Source organism: Pseudooceanicola nitratireducens (genome assembly GCF_900109195.1).
Classification (GTDB): domain Bacteria; phylum Pseudomonadota; class Alphaproteobacteria; order Rhodobacterales; family Rhodobacteraceae; genus Pseudooceanicola; species Pseudooceanicola nitratireducens.
On the sequence record NZ_FNZG01000003.1, the window covers coordinates 378,291 to 400,161 of the forward strand.

Annotated in this window: 18 protein-coding genes; 9 read left to right on the forward strand and 9 right to left on the reverse strand. The window is 66.3% G+C overall.

Going from position 1 to position 21,871, the window contains the following annotated elements; all coding sequences use genetic code 11:
* Positions 1-124 precede the first annotated feature (124 nt).
* The 4 genes from BMX99_RS12480 (at position 125) to BMX99_RS12495 (ending at position 5,291) form a co-directional block, all read left to right on the forward strand.
* Positions 125-760 (forward strand): glutathione S-transferase family protein, encoded by a 636-nt coding sequence (locus tag BMX99_RS12480; protein ID WP_093452235.1) that lies wholly within the window; start codon positions 125-127, stop codon positions 758-760.
* Positions 761-773: 13 nt separating this feature from the next.
* Positions 774-1,985, forward strand: coding sequence for an acetyl-CoA C-acetyltransferase (locus BMX99_RS12485; RefSeq protein WP_093452238.1), 1,212 nt, complete (start codon positions 774-776; stop codon positions 1,983-1,985).
* A gap of 13 nt (positions 1,986-1,998) precedes the next feature.
* On the forward strand, positions 1,999-4,182 hold the full coding sequence (locus tag BMX99_RS12490; RefSeq protein ID WP_093452240.1) for a 3-hydroxyacyl-CoA dehydrogenase NAD-binding domain-containing protein: 2,184 nt from the start codon (positions 1,999-2,001) through the stop codon (positions 4,180-4,182).
* Between the two features lie 206 nt (positions 4,183-4,388).
* Positions 4,389-5,291: a hypothetical protein gene (locus BMX99_RS12495; RefSeq protein ID WP_093452243.1), complete on the forward strand. Its 903-nt coding sequence runs from the start codon at positions 4,389-4,391 to the stop codon at positions 5,289-5,291.
* Positions 5,292-5,398: 107 nt separating this feature from the next.
* Here the strand turns inward: BMX99_RS12495 and BMX99_RS12500 are convergent, their stop codons facing one another.
* Both BMX99_RS12500 and BMX99_RS12505 read right to left on the reverse strand, forming a co-directional pair.
* Positions 5,399-6,037 (reverse strand): Hint domain-containing protein, encoded by a 639-nt coding sequence (locus BMX99_RS12500; protein WP_093452246.1) that lies wholly within the window; start codon positions 6,035-6,037, stop codon positions 5,399-5,401.
* A 167-nt stretch (positions 6,038-6,204) separates the two neighbouring features.
* Positions 6,205-6,858 carry a sulfotransferase family protein gene (locus BMX99_RS12505; RefSeq protein WP_093452248.1) on the reverse strand — a complete coding sequence of 218 codons (654 nt, stop codon included), beginning with the start codon at positions 6,856-6,858 and terminating at the stop codon, positions 6,205-6,207.
* A 220-nt stretch (positions 6,859-7,078) separates the two neighbouring features.
* Here BMX99_RS12505 and BMX99_RS12510 point away from each other — a divergent pair, with 220 nt between their 5' ends.
* The 4 genes from BMX99_RS12510 (at position 7,079) to BMX99_RS12525 (ending at position 12,238) form a co-directional block, all read left to right on the forward strand.
* On the forward strand, positions 7,079-7,834 hold the full coding sequence (locus BMX99_RS12510; protein ID WP_093452251.1) for a sulfite exporter TauE/SafE family protein: 756 nt from the start codon (positions 7,079-7,081) through the stop codon (positions 7,832-7,834).
* Positions 7,835-7,948: 114 nt separating this feature from the next.
* Positions 7,949-9,577, forward strand: coding sequence for an AMP-binding protein (locus BMX99_RS12515; RefSeq protein ID WP_093452254.1), 1,629 nt, complete (start codon positions 7,949-7,951; stop codon positions 9,575-9,577).
* A 443-nt stretch (positions 9,578-10,020) separates the two neighbouring features.
* Entirely contained in the window at positions 10,021-11,046 is a 1,026-nt protein-coding gene (locus BMX99_RS12520) for a hypothetical protein (protein ID WP_093452257.1), read from the forward strand.
* Positions 11,047-11,176: 130 nt separating this feature from the next.
* Positions 11,177-12,238, forward strand: coding sequence for a bifunctional transcriptional activator/DNA repair enzyme AdaA (locus BMX99_RS12525; protein WP_093452260.1), 1,062 nt, complete (start codon positions 11,177-11,179; stop codon positions 12,236-12,238).
* Positions 12,239-12,347: 109 nt separating this feature from the next.
* On the opposite strand, the gene BMX99_RS12530 is transcribed toward BMX99_RS12525, so the two are convergent.
* The 6 genes from BMX99_RS12530 to BMX99_RS12555 all read right to left on the reverse strand — a co-directional run bounded on the left by BMX99_RS12530 (position 12,348) and on the right by BMX99_RS12555 (position 18,339).
* On the reverse strand, positions 12,348-13,691 hold the full coding sequence (locus BMX99_RS12530; RefSeq protein WP_093452262.1) for an SPOR domain-containing protein: 1,344 nt from the start codon (positions 13,689-13,691) through the stop codon (positions 12,348-12,350).
* Positions 13,692-13,778: 87 nt separating this feature from the next.
* The gene (upp, locus tag BMX99_RS12535) at positions 13,779-14,411 is read right to left on the reverse strand and encodes a uracil phosphoribosyltransferase (RefSeq protein ID WP_093452265.1); all 633 of its coding nucleotides are present in this window, start codon (positions 14,409-14,411) and stop codon (positions 13,779-13,781) included.
* Positions 14,408-15,400: an adenosine deaminase gene (locus tag BMX99_RS12540; RefSeq protein WP_093452267.1), complete on the reverse strand. Its 993-nt coding sequence runs from the start codon at positions 15,398-15,400 to the stop codon at positions 14,408-14,410. The genes upp and BMX99_RS12540 overlap by 4 nt, the downstream gene beginning before the upstream one ends.
* Positions 15,397-16,587, reverse strand: a complete 1,191-nt coding sequence (locus BMX99_RS12545) for a phosphopentomutase (RefSeq protein WP_093452269.1) — start codon at positions 16,585-16,587, stop codon at positions 15,397-15,399. Before BMX99_RS12545 ends, BMX99_RS12540 begins: the two co-directional genes overlap by 4 nt.
* Positions 16,587-17,891: a thymidine phosphorylase gene (locus BMX99_RS12550; protein ID WP_093452271.1), complete on the reverse strand. Its 1,305-nt coding sequence runs from the start codon at positions 17,889-17,891 to the stop codon at positions 16,587-16,589. Before BMX99_RS12550 ends, BMX99_RS12545 begins: the two co-directional genes overlap by 1 nt.
* A 1-nt stretch (position 17,892) precedes the next feature.
* On the reverse strand, positions 17,893-18,339 hold the full coding sequence (locus BMX99_RS12555) for a cytidine deaminase (RefSeq protein ID WP_093452273.1): 447 nt from the start codon (positions 18,337-18,339) through the stop codon (positions 17,893-17,895).
* 432 nt (positions 18,340-18,771) lie between these two features.
* Between BMX99_RS12555 and BMX99_RS12560 the strand changes: the two genes are divergently transcribed.
* Entirely contained in the window at positions 18,772-21,063 is a 2,292-nt protein-coding gene (locus BMX99_RS12560; RefSeq protein ID WP_093452275.1) for an NADP-dependent malic enzyme, read from the forward strand.
* A 60-nt stretch (positions 21,064-21,123) separates the two neighbouring features.
* Here BMX99_RS12560 and BMX99_RS12565 read toward each other — a convergent pair whose 3' ends face one another.
* Positions 21,124-21,867, reverse strand: a complete 744-nt coding sequence (locus BMX99_RS12565) for a VPLPA-CTERM sorting domain-containing protein (protein WP_093452277.1) — start codon at positions 21,865-21,867, stop codon at positions 21,124-21,126.
* Between the last annotated feature and the right edge of the window lie 4 nt (positions 21,868-21,871).

The window sequence follows — 21,871 nt, forward strand, 5'->3', positions numbered from 1 at the left end:
CCCATCATCTTGCCGAAAATACTCCACGGGGGTGCGGGGGGGTGAAACCCCCGCCGTGCGACGCCGGCCACGGGTGCGACGCGCGGCAATCCCGGGGGAACGATAAGTCCAAGGGAGGACGGACATGATCAAACTCTACTGCTTCGGTGAAAGCGGAAATGCCTACAAGGCGGCGCTGCCCCTGTCCCTGTCGGGGCTGGAGTGGGAGCCGGTGAAGGTCGACTTCTTCGGAGGAGAGGCCCGCAGCCCGGAATACACCGCGCTCAACAACATGGCCGAGGTGCCGGTGCTGGTGGACGGTGATGTCACGATCAGCCAATCCGGCGTGATCCAGATGTATATCTCGGAAAAGACCGGCAAATTCGGCGGCACCACGAAAGAAGAGGCGCGCGAGATCACGCGCTGGATGTTCTGGGACAATCACAAGATGTCCTCGCAATGCGGCACGCAGCGGTTCCTGATGAACTTCGTCCCCGAGGACAAGCGCCCGAAAGAGGTCATCGCCTTCAACGCCGGCCGCCTCAAGGCCGCCTTCAAGACCCTGGACGCCGCATTGGACGGCCGCGACTGGCTTGTGGGCGACGGCCCCAGCCACGCCGATTTTTCCTGCTGCGGCTATCTTTTCTACCCCGAGCCCTTCGGCTTCGACCGCAAGGATTGGGGCAATATCGATCGCTGGCTGTCGAACATCGAACAGATCGACGGCTGGAAACACCCCTATGACCTGATGCCCGGTCGGCCCTCCGACCGTGGCCTATAAGAAGGAGGCAAATATGTCTGACGCCTATATCTATGACGCCGTGCGCTCGCCGCGCGGGAAGGGGCGGCCCGACGGGTCGCTGCACGAGGTGACCTCGGTCGCGCTTGGCAAGCAGATGCTGAACGCCATCAAGGAGCGCTCTGGCCTAGACGGCCACGCGGTCGAGGACGTGATCTGGGGCAATGCCACCCAGGCCATGGAACAGGGCGGTTGCCTGGCGCGGACCACCGTGCTGGCCTCGGACCTGGACGAACGTATCCCCGGCCTGTCGATCAACCGCTTCTGTGCCTCTGGCATGGAGGCCGTGAACCTGGCCGCGAACCAGGTCAAGGGCGGCGCGGGCGATGCCTATATCGCCGGCGGCGTCGAATGCATGTCGCGCGTTCCCATGGGGTCAGACGGGGCGGCCGTGGCCGTCGATCCGACCGTGGCCATCGACAGCTACTTCGTGCCCCAGGGCATTTCCGCCGACATCATCGCCACCGAATACGGGTTCTCGCGCGATGACGTGGACGCCTTTGCCGTGGAATCCCAGAAACGCGCCGCCGAGGCCTGGGAAGACCGCCGCTTTGACAAGTCGATCATCACGATCCGCGACGTCAACGGCCTGCCGATCCTGGACCATGACGAATACATGCGCCCCGGCACCGACATGCAGGCGCTTGGCTCGCTCAAGGCGTCCTTCAAGGACATGGGCGAGGTCATGCCCGGCTTCGACAATGTCGCCAAGCTGAAGTACCCGCATCTGGATCGCATCAACCACGTGCACCATGCCGGGAACTCCTCTGGCATCGTCGACGGGTCTGCCGCCGTGCTGATCGGCAACAAGGAATTCGGTGAGAAATACGGGCTGAAGCCCCGCGCCCGCATCCGCGCCACCGCCAAGATCGGCACCGATCCGACCATCATGCTGACCGGCCCCGTGCCGGCGACGGAACGGATCCTGGCCACTTCGGGCATGTCGATTTCCGACATCGACCTGTTCGAGGTGAACGAGGCGTTTTCCTCGGTCGTGCTGCGTTTCATGCAGGCCTTCGACGTGGATCATTCCAAGCTGAACGTGAACGGTGGTGCCATCGCCATGGGTCACCCGCTTGGGGCCTCGGGCGCGATCATCATCGGCACCCTGCTGGACGAGCTTGAGCGTCGCGGCCTGGGCACCGGCCTGGCTACGCTTTGCGTCGCCTCGGGCATGGGTGCGGCCACGATCATCGAGCGGATGTAAGAGGTTTAGACAAATGACTGAATTCAAACTTGAAAAAGGCGCAGACGGCGTCGCGCTGATCACCTGGGACCTGCCCGGGAAATCCATGAACGTGCTGACCCTGGAAGGCGCGCAGCAGCTGGACGCGGCGATCGACGACGCGCTGGCCGATGACGCGGTCAAGGGCATCGTCATCACCAGTGGCAAGGACACCTTTGCCGCCGGCATGGACCTGAACGTTCTGGCCGGCATGAAGGATGACGGCGCGCAGGGCGTCTTCGACGGCGTCATGTCCCTGCACCACATGCTGCGCAAGATCGAACGCGCCGGCATGGAGCCCAAGACCAACAAGGGCGGCAAACCCATTGCCGCCGCCCTGCCCGGCACCGCCATGGGCATCGGCCTGGAACTGCCCCTGGCCTGTCACCGCATCTTCGTGGCCGACAACCCCAAGGCCAAGATCGGCCTGCCGGAAATCATGGTCGGCATCTTCCCCGGATCCGGTGGCACCACCCGCCTGGTGCGCAAGCTGGGCGTCATGGGCGCATCCCAGTACCTGCTGCAGGGCAAATCGGTTGACCCGAAGAAAGCCAAGGGCGCGGGCATCATCGACGAAGTCGTGGCCGATCCGGTCGCGGCGGCCCGCGAATGGGTTCTGTCCGAACCGAAGATCGTCAAACCCTGGGACGAAAAGGGCTTCAAGCTGCCCGGCGGCGCGCCTTACCACCCCGCGGGCTTCCAGACCTTCGTGGGCGCCAATGCCATGGTCAATGGCCAGACCTGGGGTGCCTTCCCGGCCCCCAAGGCGCTTCTGTCCGCCGTCTATGAAGGCGCGATGGTGCCCTTCGACACCGCCCTGAAGATCGAGGCACGCTGGTTCACATCCGTCATCATGAACCCCTCGTCGGGTGCGATGATCCGGTCGCTCTTCCTGAACAAGGAAGCGCTGGAAAAAGGCGCGAACCGCCCCGAGGCCCCGGACCAGACCGTCAAGAAGGTCGGCGTGATGGGCGCGGGCATGATGGGCGCGGGCATCGCGCTGGTCTCGGCCCAGGCGGGCATCGAGGTCGTGCTGATCGACCAGAAACAGGAAGCCGCGGACAAGGGCAAAGCCTATACCGAAGCCTTTCTGGACAAGGGCATGAAGCGCGGCAAGGTCACGCAAGAGAAGAAGGACAAGGTCCTGTCTCTTATCACCGCGACCACCGACTACAGCGCCCTGTCCGATGCCGACCTGATCATCGAGGCGGTGTTCGAAGACGTCGGCGTCAAGGCCGAGGTCACCAAGGCGGTCGAGGCCGTGATCCCCGAAGACTGCATCTTTGCCACCAACACCTCGACCCTGCCGATTTCCGATCTGGCCAAGGCCTCTTCGCGGCCTGACCAGTTCATCGGCATCCACTTTTTCTCTCCGGTCGAGAAGATGCTGCTGGTCGAGATCATCAAGGGCGCGGAAACCGGCGACCGGGCCGTGGCCAAGGCGCTGGACTACGTCCGTCAGATCCGCAAGACGCCGATCGTGGTGAACGACGCGCGTTTCTTCTACGCCAACCGCTGCATCATCCCCTATCTGAACGAAGGGGCCCGCATGGTGGCCGAAGGGGTCGAACCGGCGCTGGTCGACAATGCCGCGCGTCTTCTGGGCATGCCCGTGGGTCCGCTGCAGCTGATCGACGAGACCTCGATCGACCTGGGCGTGAAGATCGCCAAGGCGACCAAGGCCGCCCTGGGCGACAAGTACCCGGCCGACAACAAGCCGGTCGATGACCTGATGTTCGCGCTTTACGACCAGGGCCGCCTGGGCCGGAAGTCCAAGGCAGGCTTCTTCGACTATGACGAAGCCGGCAAGCGCCAGGGCTATTGGGACGGTCTGGACGCGCTGACGCCCACGCTGGACGAACAGCCCGACCTGACCGAGGTGCAGCATCGCCTGATGTTCGCCCAGGTCCTGGAAGCGGTCCGCGCGCTGGAAGAGGACGTGCTGGAAGACATCCGCGAAGGCGACGTTGGCGCGATCCTGGGCTGGGGTTTCGCACCCTGGTCCGGCGGCCCGTTCAGCTGGCTCGACATCCTTGGCGCGCCCTACGCGGCGGAACGCTGCGACCAGCTGGCTCAGAAGTTCGGGCCGCGCTTCAACTGCCCCGACCTGCTGCGCGACATGGCCTCGAAGGGTCAGACCTTCTATGGCCGCTTCGGCAAGGACGCAAAGGCGGCCTGATCGGGCTGCATGACCCGGGCCGGCCAAGGCCCGGGAAACATCCGACGACTGGGCCCGAAGATCGGACCCAAAACCACCGGGGGACGCGGCACTGCTGCCTCCCCCTTTTTCTTGCCAGTTCCCCGAATTTGGTCCGACTCGGGCCGAGGGTGTACCCTGCGCGCCGAGGCAGGACCGCGGGCTCCATTCACCCGGAGGATCTGAAGATGACCCAAGCTTCACACAAACCATATCTGCGCGCTGCGGTGCTTGCCGTGGCGCTGTCCCTGGCCGCCCCCGGCGGGGCCACCAGCGTGACCGCCGGTCAGCTGAACCTGGCCCTCGCGGGCGGAACCGAAGTCGTGATCGATCTGGCCATCGAACTGCTGCTTGAGGGGATCAATGGAAGTCGCGGCGCGGCCGCCGTGGCTTCGGTCAAATCGGGCGGCAATTCCGATTCCGCCGCCTGCCCCGGATGGGGCTGCGACACCGGAGAGGTGAAGGCTCAGGCCACCGACGCCACCGGCTCGGCCGAGGCAACGGCCCGCAACAACCCGCCCGGCGGTGCCCCGCGCGGCGTGCGCGCCAAGGCCAGCGGACAGGTGGCCGCGTCCCGTGCGGTCATCACCTGGAACGGCAAGGTCAAGGCCGAAGCCAAGGGCGAACTGCCCCCAGCCCTGCTTGGTGCCCTGCCCGAGGTGGGCAACGTGCTGTCGGCCATCGCGACGCTGGACTACCGGATCGAGGCCATGGACCTGTCCGCCCAGGGCGGCACCGGCGGCGTGATGCTTTTGCATCGCTGGAACGGGCTGACGTCGTTCGACGGGGGCGTCGGCTTTGGCCCGGGCGCTCCGGCCCCCGAAGTCCTTGGCGATCTGATCAGCCACCAGGCCGCGTTTCTGACCGCCCCCGGCATGATCCAGGCCACCGGGTTCAGCGTCACCGACAGCGTCAGCTTTGCCATCGACTATGCGGCCTTCCTGTCCTCTGGCGGTTTCCAGGCCTCCTTCGAAGGCGAAGCCCGTGCCGAGGCCTCGGTCGTGCCGCTGCCGGCGGGGCTGCCCCTGATGCTGGGCGGCCTTGGCCTCTTGGCATTGCGCCGCCGCAAGGGCCGCGACACATCACACTGACGGAAAACGAAAAAAGACCACGGCAACGGCCGTGGTCCAGATACCTTCACAGAGCAGAAGGCATGTCTTTCGCAGGAAGGGAATGTGCGAAAGGGAAAGCGGGGGGATCAGGCCGCGCGGGCCAGATCATCCGACAGCTCGGCGCGCACGGCGGCGACCAGACCGGCGTCGGACCGGGATTTCAGCGTGGTATAGGCGCGGGTCGGGGCAACGGCGTCGACGTCCACGGCAGCGCGACAGATGCACATCGCGCCCGAGGCGGCGAAGATCACTTCGTCATTGTCGAATTCCAGCGACACCACATAGGCCGGGGCCTCGGGGGTGATGCGGGTGATGCCACGCACGCCGTCCAGGTCCTTGGCCAGCATAAGCACCGAAGCATCGCCCAGTTCTTCGCGGGCGGCGGCGCTGTCGACCATGACCGCCTGATGCGGCAGCAGGATCATGTCGGCGGCATTGCCGATGGCACCGGCGGGAACGAACAGCGGCTGCATCGACCGGGGGCAGACGGCGGCGGTCCAGACCGGGGTGCGGCGGACGGCACGCACCACCTGAAGACCGTTGTCATGGGTCACGACGCGGTCACCGGCCTTGATCTCTTCGACACGCTGGAACCCCTTGGCCGTGACGACCTTGGTGCCTTCGACCAGGCCCGAGATCGCACCCAGGATCGCACCGTTGTAGGCACCCGTCGTTTCCGTCATGCGGCGCGTGATGGTGACGTTGATGTCGGTGGCCTTGATCATGGTCGTTCTCCCGTCCAGCGGCGTTCTTGCCGTGTCTTTTGACAGGATCCAATAAGCCCGGGGTTCAGGGCCAGATCAGGATCGAATTGGGGCAAGTTTCGGACTTTGGCCGCGTTTTGGACACGATCTTTCTGCGACCCCCGGGATTGTCCCACCCGCCGCGACAGTCAGGCCCCGTCAAAGCGGTAGCCAAAGCGATTTATGTCCTCGGCGCAGCTGTCGGCCAGCAAAAGAGAATCGGATTCGCTGTAATATTGGCGATAGGTGGCCCCGGTGCCGGTCACGTTCTCCTGCGGCAGCTCCAGCCGGAAGCCCAGGTGATCGAACAGCGGCTGCGCGTCTTCCTCAAAATGCTCCAGCCGGATGAACAGCGCGGGGCGTTCCCACCCTGTGGCATCGGTCACGTAGTGGCGGGCCGGGCTGACGCGAAAGCTGTTGGTGATCAGGCGGTGGTTCAGAAAGGGGCTGAAGTCATGCGCCTTGGCGATGCGCACCGCCGGATGGTCGAAGTCCTGCCGCCGCAGCCAGTGGTAATAGCTAACCGCCCGCGCCCAGGGGTTGCGCACCAGGGCAAACAGGAACAGCCCGTCCAGGTCCTGCGCACTGATCAGCCCGTCCAGGTCCGCCACGGTCGAATGTTTCCACAGCCGCCCCCGCGTCTCGATCCCCTTCACCCGGCTGCGCCGGTTGCGCGCCTTGGGCGTGTCGCCCAGCATGATGTCGTCCTTCATCGCCCGCCCCTCGAGCGCCAGCGCAAGAGAGGTCCCCCCGGTCTTGGGGATATGGATGAACAGGTAGCGGCGGCCGTGCGACAGGATCATGCGGCGGAGTTAGGCGGAACTTGCCGCATGAGGCAAGGACATGCGGGGTGTCACGGGCCGCGACAAGGCCTGTCAGGGCCGAGGAGCAAGCCCCCCCCAGAGCAAATCCTGCAACAAGCCCGCCCATTCAGCGCCGCCCCATTGCCGCCTCGCGTACCCTGTTCTACCAAAAGTCCGGAACACTCGGCCCCACCACCCCGCCGATCTACCAAGGCCCCGCATGGACCCGATCTACCTTCTCTATCCCGCCGCCCTCATGGTCGGCACCGCCAAGGGCGGGCTGTCTTCAATCGGGTCGCTGGCGGTGCCGCTGGTGGCGCTGGTGATGAACCCGGTGACGGCGGCGGCGCTGCTGCTGCCGGTCTATATCGTCACCGACTGGGTCAGCGTCGGGCTATACCGGCGGCATTATTCGGCCCCCAACCTGAAGATCATGATCCCCGGCATGCTGGCGGGCGTCGCCCTTGCCACCCTGCTGGTCACCATCGCTCCCGAGGCGCTGTTGCTGATCCTCACCGGGGTCATCGGCTTGTGGTACTGCCTGCGCTCCTGGGGGCGGGCGCTTCTGAAACGGCCCGAGCCCAATGCCACCCGGCCCGCCCTGATCCCCGGCCTGGGGTGGAGCCTTCTGGCCGGGGTCGCCAGCTATATCACCCATTCCGCCGGCCCGCCGACCCAAGCCTATCTGCTGCCTCAGCGCCTGCCGAAACTGGAATTCGCCGGGACGATCGCCCTGTGCTTTGCCGTGGTGAACCTGTCGAAACTGCCGGGCTATTGGCTGGCCGGGCAGTTCGACGCGCTGGACTGGGCGCTTCTGCCCGGGCTGGTGGCCACCGGCGTCGCCGGCACCGCCCTTGGCCGCTGGCTGACCGGCGTGCTGCCCCAGGCCGCCTATGTCCGCGTGATCGAGGCGCTTTTGCTGCTTCTGTCCGTCATCCTGCTGACCAAGGGCATCACCGGGCTGATCCAGCCCTAGGCGATCCGCCGGGGCACAAAGCCTGCGACAGGTCCCCTGCCCGGCGCACCGGCCCTTTCCCTTGCCCTGCGATCTGCTACGTTGCCCTGCGCAGGCGAAAAGGGAGGATCGCACATGGGCTGGATGGCCGACGAAAACGGGTTGGAGAAACGCAAGGCAAACTACGTTCCGCTGACGCCCCTGACCAACCTGCGCCGTGCCGCCCGCATCTGGCCCGGGCGTGAGGCGCTGGTCTATGGCAGCTTCCGCAAGACCTATGCCGAATACATCGACCGCGTCACCCGGCTGGCCTCGGCGCTGACCACCCTGGGTATTAAACCGGGCGACGTGGTGGCGACGATCCTGCCCAACCTGCCCCCCCATGCCGAGGCGCATTTTGGCGTGCCCGCCTGCGGTGCCGTGCTGAACGCGATCAACACAAGGCTCGAACCCGACACGATCGCCTATATCCTCGACCATGGCGGCGCAAAGGTTGTCCTGTGCGACAGCCAGTTCATTCCCGTCCTCGCCGAGGCCCTCGAACGGATGGAGGGCCCCGCACCGACCATCATCGAATGTCCCGATGACCAGGCCGGGGTGCACGTGCAATCCGACCACCAGACCTATGAAGACCTGCTGGCCAGCGGCGACCCCGGGTTCGACTGGATCCTGCCCGAAGACGAATGGGAAAGCATCGCGCTGAACTATACCTCGGGCACCACGGGGCGGCCCAAGGGCGTGGTCTATCACCACCGCGGCGCGCATCAGAACGCCATGGGGCAGATCCTGTCCTGGCGGATGCAGCTTTACCCGCGCTACCTGACCATCGTGCCGCTGTTTCACTGCAACGGCTGGTGCCACACCTGGATGATCCCGCTTCTGGGCGGCACGGTCGTCTGCTGCCGGGACATCACCGCGCCCGCCCTCTTCTCGGCCTTTGCCGACGAAGGTGTGACCCATTTCGGCGGCGCGCCCATCGTGCTGAACATGCTGGTCAACGCGCCAGAGGATCAGCGCCGCCCCTTCCCCCAGACGGTCGAGGTCTTTACCGCCGGTGCGCCGCCCGCCCCGGCGACCCTTGCAGCGATCGAGCCCATGGGCTTCAACGTCACCCAGGTCTATGGCCTGACCGAGGTCTATGGACCCGCCACCGAATGCACCTGGGATGACGACCTCTGGGGGGACCTGCAGGGCGACGCCCGCGCCGCAATCAAGGCGCGTCAGGGCGTGGCCATGCCCGCCTATGACGACATTACCGTCATGACATCGGAAATGGATCAGATCCCCATGGACGGTCAGGCGACGGGCGAAATCATGATGCGCGGCAATGGCGTCATGAAGGGCTATTACAAGAACCCCAAGGCCACGGAAGAGGCCTTCTCGGGCGGGTACTTCCACACCGGCGACATCGCCGTGCAGCATCCCGACGGCTATATCCAGATCTCGGACCGGGCCAAGGACATCATCATCTCGGGCGGGGAAAACATCTCGTCCGTCGAGGTCGAGGGCGTGCTGATGGGCCATCCCGACGTCCTGCTCTGCGCGGTTGTGGCCAAGCCCGACGAGAAATGGGGCGAAGTGCCCTGCGCCTTTGTGGAGTTGAAGGACGGCCGCACCGGGGACGAGGCCGCGCTGATTGCATACGCCCGTGAACGGCTGGCCGGGTTCAAGACGCCCAAGAAGGTGGTGTTCCAGGAATTGCCCAAGACCTCGACCGGCAAGATCCAGAAATTCGAACTGCGCCAAAGCGCCAAGGCCCTGTGACGGTCCGGCGCTGCACGGGGTCCCGACACCGGGGCCCCGGTTCCCCGCGCCTGACAGCAGTTGCTTGAAATCGCGGAACAATCGGAAAGCGCGCCAGACCTGGAACCGCCCGCACGGCGGATCTGCGTGACCGGTATCGGACTCTGCGCCAGGGGCGTCCAGAACCCGATCCCGGTCCCGCGCGGACCTGCCCGCATCTTCCGCACACCCCCGAATGGGACACATGGAACATGGGGCGATCCTGGGCTCAGGCTCCTCTCCCGCGCCGTGAGGGAAGTCTAAAGCCGCGAAAAACGTTTCCACAAGCCCTATCAACCAAACGCAACCGCATATTTGCATTCCAGCCGGCCAAATCTTGCCGAAGCCCCGGATTGCATTGCCGGAATTGCCCCCCATGGCAGTGCGTGCTAGGCTTTGGACCAGCGAACAGGCAGTCGGGCAGAATGTCAGTATTTCAGCAATATCAAAACCTTACCGCAGTAGGGCTGTGGCGTGACAGTGTCGAGGCGCAGCGCCGCGAGGTCGTGGTGACCATAGGCGAGGCCACGCTGATCCTGACCGACAACAAGGGCCAGACCCTTGCGCATTGGTCGATCGGCGCCCTGGACCGTGCCAACCCCGGCGAGGTTCCGGCGATCTTTCACCCCGATGGCGACCCCGGCGAGACGCTGGAACTGACCGCAGATCACGCCGCGATGATCGCTGCGCTGGACCGGATGCGCAGCCATATCGAACGCCGCCGCCCGCATCCCGGACGGCTGCGTCTGTTCATCCTGATCGCGGTGCTGGGCGCGGTGCTGGCAGGGGGCATCTTCTGGCTGCCCGATGCCATGCGCCGCCATGCCATCAGCGTCGTGCCCAAGGCCAAGCGCGCCGAGATCGGCGAGGCGCTGCAGGCGGAAATCGCCCGCGTCTCGGGTCCTGCCTGCGATGCGCCGCGCGGCCAGGCGGCGCTGGACCGGCTGACCGCCCGCATTGCCCCGCAGGAACCCACCCTCAGTGTCGAGGTCGTGCGCCAGGGCGTCACCGGCGCGCTGCTGCTGCCGGGCCGCCGCATGTTGTTGAACAAGTCCCTGATCGAGGACTACGAGGAACCCGACGTGGTCGCCGGCTATGTCGTGGCCGAGCTGTATCGCGGCACCTCGGGCGATCCGCTGGCGGCGCTTCTGAACCGGGCCGGGCTGACCGCGTCTTTCCGGCTTTTGACCACGGGCAACCTGCCCTCGGGCACGATCCGCAAATACGCCGAATACCTGCTGACCGGGCCGGATGCCCGCCCGCCTGCCGATGCGCTGATCCCCCGCTTTGCCGAGGCGCAGCTGCGCTCGACCCCCTACGCCTATGCGCTGGACGTCACCGGCGAATCCGTCCTGGACCTGATCGAGGCCGACCCCTTTGCCGACACCGCCCCTCCGCCCCTGCTGCGCGATGCGGACTGGCTGCGGTTGCAGACGATCTGCGGCGGATAGGGCTGCCGGGCGGATCTTGAGGGGTGGTTTTGCCCGCCCGTTCAGGCCCGCGTTCAGGCCCCATTCAGGCCCCGACATCAACGCCCGATTTTCGGCGCAGCGGCCCGGGGGAATCGGCTAGGCTTGGGCCATGATGTTTGACCTTCCCGACAGCCAGACCTGTTACGACAGCTTCTTTGCCCGGTCCCCCGACATGCGCGGGCGGCTCTGGGTCGGTGTGACCTCGACCGGGATCTTCTGCCGGATGGGCTGTCCGGCCCGTCAGCCGAAGCCCGAGAACTGCAGCTGGCACGCCTCTGTCCAATCCTGTGTCGAGGCCGGGTTCCGCCCCTGCAAGCGCTGCCGCCCGCTGGAGCCTGAGGGGGCCGATCCCCTGGTCACCCGCCTGACCCGCGCGCTGGAGGATGACCCCGCCCGCCGCTGGCGCGAGGCGGATCTGCTGGCGCTTGGCCTGGATCCCTCGACCGTACGGCGCGCCTTCCGGCGCAGCCTGGGGATCAGTTTCCTAGACCTCGCCCGGATGCGGCGATTGCAGGCAGGTCTGGGGCAGCTGGCGGGCGGCGCACGGGTGATCGACGCCCAGCTGGAGGCCGGGTTCGACAGCGGATCGGGCTTTCGTGCCGCGCTGACCCGCCTCATGGGGGCCCCGCCGGATCGCTGGAGCCATCCTGACCCGCTGCTGCGCATCGACTGGATCTCGACCGATCTTGGTCCGATGATCGCCGTGGCGGACGATCACGCGCTGCATCTTCTGGAATTCGCCGACCGCCCCGCCCTGCCGAAAGAGCTGGAGCGGCTGCGCAAGGCGGTGAAAGGCCGGGTCGCCCTGGGCCGTCCCGCCCCAATCGACCAAGCCGCCGAGGAGATGCGCGCCTATCTGGCGGGCCGCCTGACCCGGTTCGAAACACCGCTGGTCCTGCACGGCACACCCTTCACCCGCCAGGTCTGGGAGGCCCTGCGCCGCATCCCCGCCGGCGAAACCCGCAGCTATTCCGGCCTGGCGCAAGAGATCGGCCGCCCTGAGGCCACCCGCGCCGTCGCCCGCGCCAACGGGGCCAACCAGATCGCGGTGATGATCCCCTGTCACCGGGTGCTGGGGGCGGATGGGTCCCTGACCGGATATGGCGGCGGACTGTGGCGCAAGGAACGGCTGATCGCGCTGGAGCGTCAGATGGGTGCCAGCGCGGGGTGATGGGCGTTGAAAGGGGCGCTGCCCCTTCACGCAAAACGGCCCCGAGGGGCCGTTCCGCGCTTACCCCGGAGTAATTAGGGCAAGATGATCGGGGGATTTTTATTGGGGCCTAGTGGCGCGGGAAGGCATCCGCGAACCCGGCCTGCCGCGCGATGGCAAGGGCGCGACCAAGGTCACGATCGTTGGTGAAGGGTCCCATCATGACCACCCGCGCGGTGCCGGACTGGCGCAGCTGCACGCGCTGGCCGCTTTTGTTGGCCAGGGTCTGGGCCACGGCCTGGGCATTACCGGGGGTACGGAAGCTGCCGACCTGGATGTAGCGGCCTGCGGGGGCGGCCGGTTGCGGCGCGCTGCGCGACGAGACCGAGGCGGCGCGGGCGACGGGTTTGGCGGGCGCGACCTCGACCGGAACGAGGCGGCGGGGGACGGTATTGGTCCAGACCATCTCCATCTTGCGCTTGCCCGAGAGGGTCTGTTCCGCGCGCCGCGGGTTCAGCCGGTCGTCTTCCCAGATCTTGCGATAGCCCTTGGGCACGGCAATGCCCTGCTGGGTCAGTTGCTTGTTCTCGTAGACGTGTTTCGGCATGACCCGCGCGTCCGGATCGATCTGATGGTCACTGGTTGTGCGCGCGGTGACCACGCGTTTCACATCGCGGGTCGGCACGGCAAAGACCTTTGGGCCACTCGCGGGTGCGGCTGCCTGGGGGGCCTGCGGCGCGGTCATGGCCGGGGCCGCACCGGGAACCATGAAGCGCGGCGCACCGGAGGCGTAATTCGACGCATAGTCAGACTGCGGCCCGCAGCGCAGGCCCTGGGTTCCGCCATAGCCCATGTAGGTGCGGCCCGTGGCGGACAATCCGTCACATGGTGTTGCCACCTGCGGTGCCAAGACCGGAGAAACGACCGGAGCAGCAGGCGCGGGCAGGATGCGGGGGCGTGCCTCGACCACCGGGGCGGCGGGGGCGCGGACGCGGGGGACCGGTTGCACCGCGACCGGGGCCACCGAGGGCCCGGCTACAACGGCAGCAGGGCGGCGCACGGGCGCAGGCACAGCAGGCTGCGCCTGGGGGGCGGCCGCGGTCTGTGCCGGCCCTGCCGCGGGGGCGGCTTGCGTTTCAGGTTCGGCGGCGGTGATGACGGTCACGGGCGGGCGGGCCGTGGGTGCAGCAGTCGCCCCCTGCACCTGCGTCGGCTGGAAGCCGCAGACCGCCTGGCGGTTGCGCGCCACGCGGGGCACCCAGGTGACATTGCCGTTCACGCCGGCGCGCACGAAGACGCAGCCCTTGCTGTCGACATATTGCGAGCCCGCGTAGCTGGCCGGCGGATATTCCGCCGGGCCGCGCGATTGCGCCATGGCCGAGGATCCGATGCCCGCGACGCCGATGGTCAGGGCCACGGCGGCAACGGTGGCAACGGAACAGGACTGCGAAAAACGGCGCGAAAATCTGGTCATAGAACCCCCCGGTCTGTGGCCTTCACCCTGCCCCAAGCGCGGGGCCGAGTAAAGGGATCTGCCGGGGGGCAAAGCGATATTTGCCGCTTATTTAGTACCGAACATGCGGTCGCCCGCATCCCCTAGTCCCGGTACGATATAGCCCTTTTCATTCAGCTTCTCGTCAAGCGATGCGGTGACGATCGGCACATCGGGGTGGGCTTCCTTCATGCGGGCCACGCCTTCGGGGGCGGCCAGCAGGCAGAGGAAGCGGATGTTCGTCGCCCCGGCGTTCTTCAGCAGATCGATGGCGGCGGCCGAAGAATTGCCCGTGGCCAGCATCGGATCGACGGCAATCACCAGGCGATCTTCGAGGTTTTCGGGCACCTTGAAGTAATATTGCACCGGCTGCAGCGTGACCTCGTCCCGGTAGAGCCCGACGAAACCGACCCGCGCCGAGGGGATGAGTTCCAGCACCCCGTCCAGCAACCCGTTGCCCGCCCGCAGGATCGAGATCAGCGCCAGTTTCTTGCCCTCGAGCACCGGGGCCTCCATTGGCTGCAGCGGCGTGTCGATGGTCTGGGTGGTCATCGGCAGGTTGCGCGTGATCTCATAGGCCAGAAGCTGGGAAATCTCGCGCAGGAGCTGCCGGAACACGGCGGTCGAGGTCGTCTGATCCCGCATCAGGGTCAGCTTGTGCTGGACAAGGGGGTGATCGACGATTGTCAGGTGATCGGTCATTGCGGATGGTCCTTCAGCTTGTCGGCGAGTCGCGCCTTGGTATCGGCGTCGCAGAAGGCGGCGTCCAGTGCGGTTTGCGAAATCTCGTGGAAATCCGACGCGCGCCAGCCGAAAACGCGGGCCAGCTGTTCGTATTCGCGCGTCATGGTGGTGTGGAAAAAGGGCGGATCATCGGTGCTGACCGTGACCTTGACCCCGCGTTCGCGCAGGGCCTGGATCGGGTGGCGATCCCATTTCGGATAGACGCCCAGCACGATGTTCGATCCGGGGCAGACTTCCAGCACGATGTCCTCTTCGATCAGGCGGTCGACCAGGGCCAGGTCCTGGATCACCTGGACGCCGTGGCCCAGGCGTTCGACCTTCAGATCGTCCAGCGCCTCGCGTACCGACGTCGGCCCGCCCCATTCGCCCGCATGGGTGGTCAGCCGCAGCCCGGCCTCGCGCGCCATGTCAAAGCTGTAGGCGTAGTCGCCCTGATGGCCGACGGATTCGTCGCCCCCCATGCCAAAGCCCGTAATCCAGCCGCCTGCCGTTTCCGCCGCGCAAAGCGCCGTGGGCTTGGCCTTGTCGGGGCCGAAGTGGCGGATGCAGGTGACGATGCCGCGGCTGGCGATGCCCAGCTGGGCCTCGGCGCGGGTGGCGGCCTCTTCCATGGCGTGCAGGTATTCGCGCCAGGCCGTGACGTCGCTGCCGCCGCAGAAGTCGGGCGAGACGAAGAATTCGGTGTAGATCACCCCGTGAGAGGCGCTTTCCTCCAGCACCGCTGTCATCAGCCGGGCGTAATCCTCGGGCGATTTCAACACGCTGGTCGCGGCCTCGTAGACCGACAGGAAATGCACGAAATCGCGGAAATCATAGGATCCGTCTTCGCAGAACACCCGGCTGATATCGACGGATTTCTCTTTCGCCATGCCCCGGATCAGCGACGGCGGGGCCGCCCCTTCGAGGTGCAGGTGAAGTTCCAGCTTGGGCAGGTCTCTCAGGCTCATGTCCAGTCTACCTTCAGATGACGGGCGGCGATGCGGGCAACGCCGGTAAAGGGGATCAGGCCGAGCGTCCCGGCCCCTGCCCCCGCGATCAGGACCGGCACCCGTTCCCGCGTGTGGTCCGTGCCGATCCAGCTGGGGTCATTGCCGTGATCCGCGGTCAGGATCAAGCGGTCCGTCGGCCGCAGGCGCGGCAGGATCTGCCCCAGTTCCGCGTCGAACCATTCCAGCGCGCGGGCATAGCCCGAGATGTCGCGGCGATGGCCATAGAGGCTGTCGAATTCGACGAAATTGGCGAAGGTCAGCGATCCGTCCTCGGCCTCGTCTACCGCCTTGGAGAGGTGCTGCATCAGCTCGGCGTCTGTCCCTTTTACGACATCATCAATGCCGGACATGGAAAAAATGTCGCCGATCTTGCCGATGGCATGGGTCGGATGACCTGCGGCCTGCACGCGGTCCAGCAGCGTCGGTGCGGGCGGCGAGATGGCATAATCCTTGCGGTTTTTCGTGCGCTGGAAAGTGTCGGGGCCATCCCCCACGAAGGGGCGCGCGATCACGCGGCCGACTTTCATCGCGTGCAGGGTCGGCGCAAGCGACTTACACAAATCCAACAATTTCTCCAGACCGAAGGTCTCTTCATGCGCGGCGATCTGGAACACGCTGTCGGCCGAGGTATAGCAGATGGGCTGGCTCGTCCGCATGTGTGTGGCCCCATGTTCGGCGATGATCGCCGTGCCGCTGGCGTGGCAATTGCCCAGGATGCCGTCGGTCCCGGCGATGTCGCAGACCCGGGCCACCAGATCGTCCGGAAAGGCCGGGGTGGCGTCGGGGAAATAATGCCAGTCCCAGGGGACGGGCACGCCCGCCAGCTCCCAATGTCCCGAGGGGGTGTCCTTGCCGGGGCTTACCTCGCTCGCCGCGCCCCAGGTGCCGGTTGGTTCGGCGTCCAACCCCGGGGTGGCCGCGCCCGAGGCCAGGCGCACCGCTGCCCCCAGCCCAAGCGCATCGAGGTTGGGAACGTGCAGCGGGCCGGATCGCCCCTGTTCAGCCCGGCCCGTCGCACAGGCCTGGGCGATATGCGCCAGGGTATTCGCCCCGGTATCGGGCACGTCACCGTTGAAGAAGCGATCCGCATCCGGCGCACCGCCGATGCCAACCGAATCCATCACGACCAGGAAAACACGTGCCATCAGCCGATCCCCTCGCGGATCAGGGGCGGCACGTCGGGCATCACCTCGCCGACCTGGATCGCGGCCTGAACGCTGCGCACCGCGGCCTCGGCGTCGCCCATGCGGGCGGCGTGGACCCGGCCCATGGGCTGGCCCTTGCGAACGCGGGTGCCAAGCGGGGCGATGTCCGACAGGCCGACCGCATAGTCGATCTTGTCGCCCTCGACCTTCCTTCCGCCGCCCAGATCGACCACGACCATGCCAAGCGCCTGCCCGTCCATCGCCGAGACATAGCCGTCACAGGGCGCGGGGATTTCGCGGATCACGGTGGATTCGGGCAGGAACCGGCCCGGATCCTCGACAAAGCGCAGCGGCCCTCCCATGGCGGCGATCATGCGACCGAAACGCTCGGCCGCCTCGCCCGAGGATATCGCCGCCATCATCGCCGCATGGCCCGCGGGAACATCCGCCACCAGCCCGGCACCGGCCAGAACCACGCCGCCAAGCGTGGCCGACAGGTCCAGCAGCGCGCCCTGGTCCCGGCCCGTCAGCACCGCACAAGAGGCCGCGACCTCTAGCGCATTGCCAAGCGAGGGGGCCAGTGGCTGGTTCATGTCGGAGATCACCGCAGCCGTCTTGCAGCCGGCCTCGTTCGCGGTGCCGACAAGCGCCTCGGCCAGGGATTTCGCCTCGTCCATGTTCTTCATGAAGGCGCCCGAGCCGATCTTGACGTCCAGCACCAGCCCGTCCAACCCTGCCGCCAGTTTCTTGGACAGGATCGAGGCGGTGATCAGGTCCAGGCTTTCCACGGTCGAGGTCACATCCCGGATCGCGTACAGGCGGCGGTCGGCGGGCGCGATGTCATGGGTGGCCGAGACGATGGCACAGCCCGCCCGGTCGACGATCTGGCGAAAGCGCGCCTCGTCCACCGAGGTCAGCACGCCGGGGATCGCCTCGAGCTTGTCGAGCGTGCCGCCGGTATGGCCCAGCCCCCGCCCCGAGATCATCGGCACATAGGCCCCGCAGGCCGCCAGCGCCGGGGCCAGGACCAGGCTGACGCAATCGCCCACGCCGCCGGTGGAATGCTTGTCCAGCACCGGCCCGTCCAGATCCCAGGACAGCACCCGCCCGCTGTCGCGCATGGCCAGCGTCAGCGCCACGCGGCCGTCGTCAGAAAGCCCGTTCAGCAGCGCGGCCATGGCAAAGGCCCCCGCCTGGGCGTCCGAGACGGCCCCGTCGGCCAGGCCCTGGGCGAACCACTGCAGGTCTTCCCGGCTGGGCGTTTCGCCGTTGCGCAACCGGGCAATGATACGGCGCGCGTCCATGTCAGCGGGCCTTTGTCGCGGCGCTGTCCATATGGCCCGCATCGAAGCGGCCCGGCAGGATTTCCGCCAGCGTCAGGGTCAGGGTCGCGCCCGTAAGCGTGCCCATGGTGACAGGGACGTCGCCTGCGCCGAATTCGTTCAGCTTCTGCCGGCAGCCGCCACAGCAGGGCACCGGGGTCGGGCTGTCGGCGATGACGGCGACCTCTTCGATCACGGTGTCGCCGGCGGCGATCATGGCGGCGATGGCCCCGGCCTCGGCGCAGGTGCCTTCGGGATAGGCCACGTTTTCCACGTTCACGCCCGTGTACACCCGCCCCGAGGCCGCGCGGATCGCCGCCCCGACCTTGAAGTTGGAATAGGGCGCGTAGGCGTTTTCCCGCACCTTGCGCGCGGCCTGCATGAGATCTGTCGCCGTTGCGGTCGTCCCTGTGGTGGTCTTGTCTGCCATCTACATGTCTTTCGTCTTTGGACGGGCCTGCGGCCCGGCATGTCTGGGTCTGATCAGCAGCGGGGCCCCGGGCCCGGCGCGGGCGGGCGGCGCGGATCGCCGGTTTGTTCTAATATCGGAGCCGGACCGGACCCCGGATCGGAACCCGCAGTGTTGGCCCGGCGCGGGCGCATTGCAAGACAGATTCCCGTGCGGGGCTGGCTGCCGTCGCGGCGACGGGGATGGCAGGAGGCCTCCGGCGGGAGTATTTTTGGCAAGATGATCGGTGGATTTGTTAACCTTAATGCGTGTTAAGGTTGGTCAATGGTAACCCGGCGGGGGCATGGGTGGTAAGGTCCGGAGGCGGCGCGGCGAGCGGGGTTTCGCCGGAGGGGGCTTTCACCCGCGCAGGATTTAGTTTAACGCTGAACTATCCCCCTTGAGGAGCCCGAGATGTCCACCGAGACCAACAAGAATGCCCGCGACACCCTGCGCCAGGCGGCCCTGACCTATCACGAGGTCCCGCGCCCCGGGAAACTGGAAATCCGCGCCACCAAGCCGCTGGCCAACGGCCGCGACCTGAGCCTGGCCTATTCGCCCGGCGTGGCCGAGGCCTGCCTGGAGATCAAGGACGATCCGGCCAATGCTTCGCGTTATACTGCTCGGGGGAACCTTGTGGCGGTGGTGTCCAACGGGTCGGCCGTTCTGGGGCTGGGGAACATCGGGGCGCTGGCCTCGAAGCCAGTGATGGAGGGCAAGGCCGTCCTGTTCAAGAAGTTCGCCGGCATCGATTGCTTTGACATCGAGGTCAACGAAAGCGACCCCGAGAAGCTGGCCGATATCGTCTGCGCGCTGGAGCCGACCTTTGGCGCGATCAACCTTGAAGACATCAAGGCCCCCGATTGCTTCGTGGTCGAGAAACTGTGCCGCGAGAGGATGAACATCCCCGTGTTCCATGACGACCAGCATGGCACGGCGATCGTCGTGGGGGCGGCCGCGACCAATGCGCTGCATGTCGCGGGCAAGGAGTTCGGGGACATCAAGGTGGTGTCGACGGGCGGCGGAGCGGCGGGCATCGCCTGTCTGAACATGCTGCTCAAGCTGGGCGTGAAGCGCGAAAACGTCTGGCTGTGCGATATTCACGGGCTGGTTTACGAGGGCCGGACAGAGGACATGAACCCGCAGAAGGCGGCCTTTGCCCAAGCCACGGACCTGCGGACGCTGGACGATGTGATCGAGGGAGCGGACCTGTTCCTGGGCCTGTCCGGCCCCGGCGTTCTGATGCCCGAACAGGTCGGGCGCATGGCCAGCCGTCCGGTGATCTTCGCCCTGGCGAACCCCACCCCCGAGATCATGCCGGACGAGGCGCGCGCCGTCGTGCCGGATGCGATCATCGCAACGGGCCGGTCGGATTTCCCCAACCAGGTCAACAACGTGCTGTGTTTCCCGTTCATCTTCCGAGGCGCGCTGGACGTGGGCGCGACCGAGATCAACGACGAGATGGAGCTGGCCTGTATCGAAGGTATCGCCGCCCTCGCCCGCGCCACCACCAGCGCCGAGGCCGCCGCCGCCTACCAGGGGGAACAGCTGACCTTTGGCGCCGATTACCTGATCCCCAAGCCCTTCGATCCGCGCCTGTCGGCCACCGTGTCCACGGCCGTTGCCAAGGCCGCGATGGAGTCGGGCGTGGCCACGCGGCCGCTGGAGGATCTGAACGCCTATCGCGAAAAGCTGAAATCCTCGGTCTTCAAATCCGCCCTGCTGATGCGCCCGGTCTTCGAGGCCGCGCGCACCGCCTCGCGCCGGATCGTCTTTGCCGAAGGCGAGGATGAGCGCGTGCTGCGCGCCGCCCAGGCGATCCTGGACGAGACCACCGAACAGCCGATCCTGATCGGCCGTCCCGAGGTGATCGAGGCGCGTTGTGAACGCGCCGGCCTGAAGATCCGGCCCGGCGTCGACTTCACCATCGTGAACCCGGAAAACGACCCCCGCTATCGCGACTACTGGGGCACCTATCACGATCTGATGGCCCGCAAGGGCGTGACCCCGGACCTGGCGCGCGCGGTCATGCGCACCAACACCACCGCCATCGGCGCGGTCATGGTGCACCGCGAAGAGGCCGACAGCCTGATCTGCGGCACCTTCGGCGAATACCGCTGGCATCTGAACTACGTCCAGCAGGTCCTGGGCCAGGGCGGGCTGCACCCGCATGGCGCGCTGTCGCTGATGATCCTGGAAGACGGGCCGCTGTTCCTGGCTGACACCCATGTGCATTCCAACCCCACGGCCGAGCAGCTGGCCAAGGCCGCCATCGGTGCTGCCCGCCACGTGAAGCGCTTTGGCCTGGTGCCGAATGTCGCGCTGTGCGGCCGGTCCCAGTTCGGCAACCAGGAGACCGAGACGGCTCAGCGCCTGCGCGACGCCATCGCCATCCTCGACAGCGCCCCGCGCGATTTCTGTTACGAGGGCGAGATGAACGTCGATTCCGCCCTGGATCCGGTGCTGCGCGAACGGGTCTTCCCCGGCAACCGCATGCAGGGCGCAGCCAACGTGCTGATCTTTGCCCATGCGGATGCGGCCTCGGGGGTGCGGAACATCCTGAAGATGAAGGGCGGCGGGCTTGAGGTCGGACCGATCCTGATGGGCATGGGCAACCGCGCCCATATCGTCAGCCAGTCGATCACCCCGCGCGGCTTGCTGAACATGGCGGCCATCGCGGGCACGCCGGTGGCACATTACGGATAAACGAAAACGGCGGCCTTGCGGGGCCGCCGTTTGTTTTTTCGCTTACCGGAACTGGCGCGCCTAGGCCGCGCGCCGCGCCTTGCGCAGCGCCAGGCCGCCAAGCGCCGTCAACAGAAGAACCCCGCCCGCAGGCAGCGGCACCGCCGGCGGCAGCGTATCGACAAAGACGTTGATGGAGGTGCTGGCAAAGATGTCGCCGTTCAGGAAAGCCGAAAGCGTGACCTGATATTCGCCGGCCCCAAGCGGAGCAAGCGGCAGAAAGCCCATGTTCACCGAGTTCTGCGCCACGTTGTTGTTCGAGAAGTTGCCGAAAAGACTGTGGGCCGCCCCTGACAATTCAATTCCGGCACCGCCATTGCCGGTCGAGTTGGTCCCGACATAGGACGTGGCGACCGCGCCAAGCGGGTCGTAGTCGAACATGGTCACCCCGGCGGTTGGATCATAATCCACGCTCATCAGATAGGTGTAGGTGTTCAAACTGTCCGAACCGTCGATGGTGTCGGAATTGATAGACCAGTCGAAGTTCCAAACAGAGCGGTTCCACGGCACGGTCTGCCCCGCGCTGTTGATCAGGTAATTGCCGGCACCATCCTGAACAATGCCAACCCCGATCTGATCATTGGGCGAGGAATAGCGGCGCTTGGCCCGCAGGCCCAGTTCGACCCCCTGATTGGTATCGACAGTGAACCCGCGGTTCACATTGCCCGACCCGAAAATGATGTCCGGCGTGATGGTATCGGCCTGAACAGGTGCGACGAAAAAGACGGCTGCCAAAGCAGCCGGCACGATGGATTTCAGAAACATGGTT

Bases quoted from the DNA above. Each gene is read 5' to 3' on its own strand.
- BMX99_RS12540 (WP_093452267.1), bottom strand. From the start codon at position 15,400: ATGAGCCTGAGAGACCTGCCCAAGCTGGAACTTCACCTGCACCTCGAA.
- BMX99_RS12550 (WP_093452271.1), bottom strand. From the start codon at position 17,891: ATGGACGCGCGCCGTATCATTGCCCGGTTGCGCAACGGCGAAACGCCC.
- BMX99_RS12545 (WP_093452269.1), bottom strand. From the start codon at position 16,587: ATGGCACGTGTTTTCCTGGTCGTGATGGATTCGGTTGGCATCGGCGGT.
- BMX99_RS12525 (WP_093452260.1), top strand. From the start codon at position 11,177: ATGATGTTTGACCTTCCCGACAGCCAGACCTGTTACGACAGCTTCTTT.
- BMX99_RS12480 (WP_093452235.1), top strand. From the start codon at position 125: ATGATCAAACTCTACTGCTTCGGTGAAAGCGGAAATGCCTACAAGGCG.
- BMX99_RS12560 (WP_093452275.1), top strand. From the start codon at position 18,772: ATGTCCACCGAGACCAACAAGAATGCCCGCGACACCCTGCGCCAGGCG.
- BMX99_RS12500 (WP_093452246.1), bottom strand. From the start codon at position 6,037: ATGATCAAGGCCACCGACATCAACGTCACCATCACGCGCCGCATGACG.
- BMX99_RS12530 (WP_093452262.1), bottom strand. From the start codon at position 13,691: ATGACCAGATTTTCGCGCCGTTTTTCGCAGTCCTGTTCCGTTGCCACC.
- BMX99_RS12495 (WP_093452243.1), top strand. From the start codon at position 4,389: ATGACCCAAGCTTCACACAAACCATATCTGCGCGCTGCGGTGCTTGCC.
- BMX99_RS12490 (WP_093452240.1), top strand. From the start codon at position 1,999: ATGACTGAATTCAAACTTGAAAAAGGCGCAGACGGCGTCGCGCTGATC.
- BMX99_RS12515 (WP_093452254.1), top strand. From the start codon at position 7,949: ATGGGCTGGATGGCCGACGAAAACGGGTTGGAGAAACGCAAGGCAAAC.
- BMX99_RS12505 (WP_093452248.1), bottom strand. From the start codon at position 6,858: ATGATCCTGTCGCACGGCCGCCGCTACCTGTTCATCCATATCCCCAAG.
- upp (WP_093452265.1), bottom strand. From the start codon at position 14,411: ATGACCGATCACCTGACAATCGTCGATCACCCCCTTGTCCAGCACAAG.
- BMX99_RS12520 (WP_093452257.1), top strand. From the start codon at position 10,021: ATGTCAGTATTTCAGCAATATCAAAACCTTACCGCAGTAGGGCTGTGG.
- BMX99_RS12565 (WP_093452277.1), bottom strand. From the start codon at position 21,867: ATGTTTCTGAAATCCATCGTGCCGGCTGCTTTGGCAGCCGTCTTTTTC.
- BMX99_RS12555 (WP_093452273.1), bottom strand. From the start codon at position 18,339: ATGGCAGACAAGACCACCACAGGGACGACCGCAACGGCGACAGATCTC.
- BMX99_RS12485 (WP_093452238.1), top strand. From the start codon at position 774: ATGTCTGACGCCTATATCTATGACGCCGTGCGCTCGCCGCGCGGGAAG.
- BMX99_RS12510 (WP_093452251.1), top strand. From the start codon at position 7,079: ATGGACCCGATCTACCTTCTCTATCCCGCCGCCCTCATGGTCGGCACC.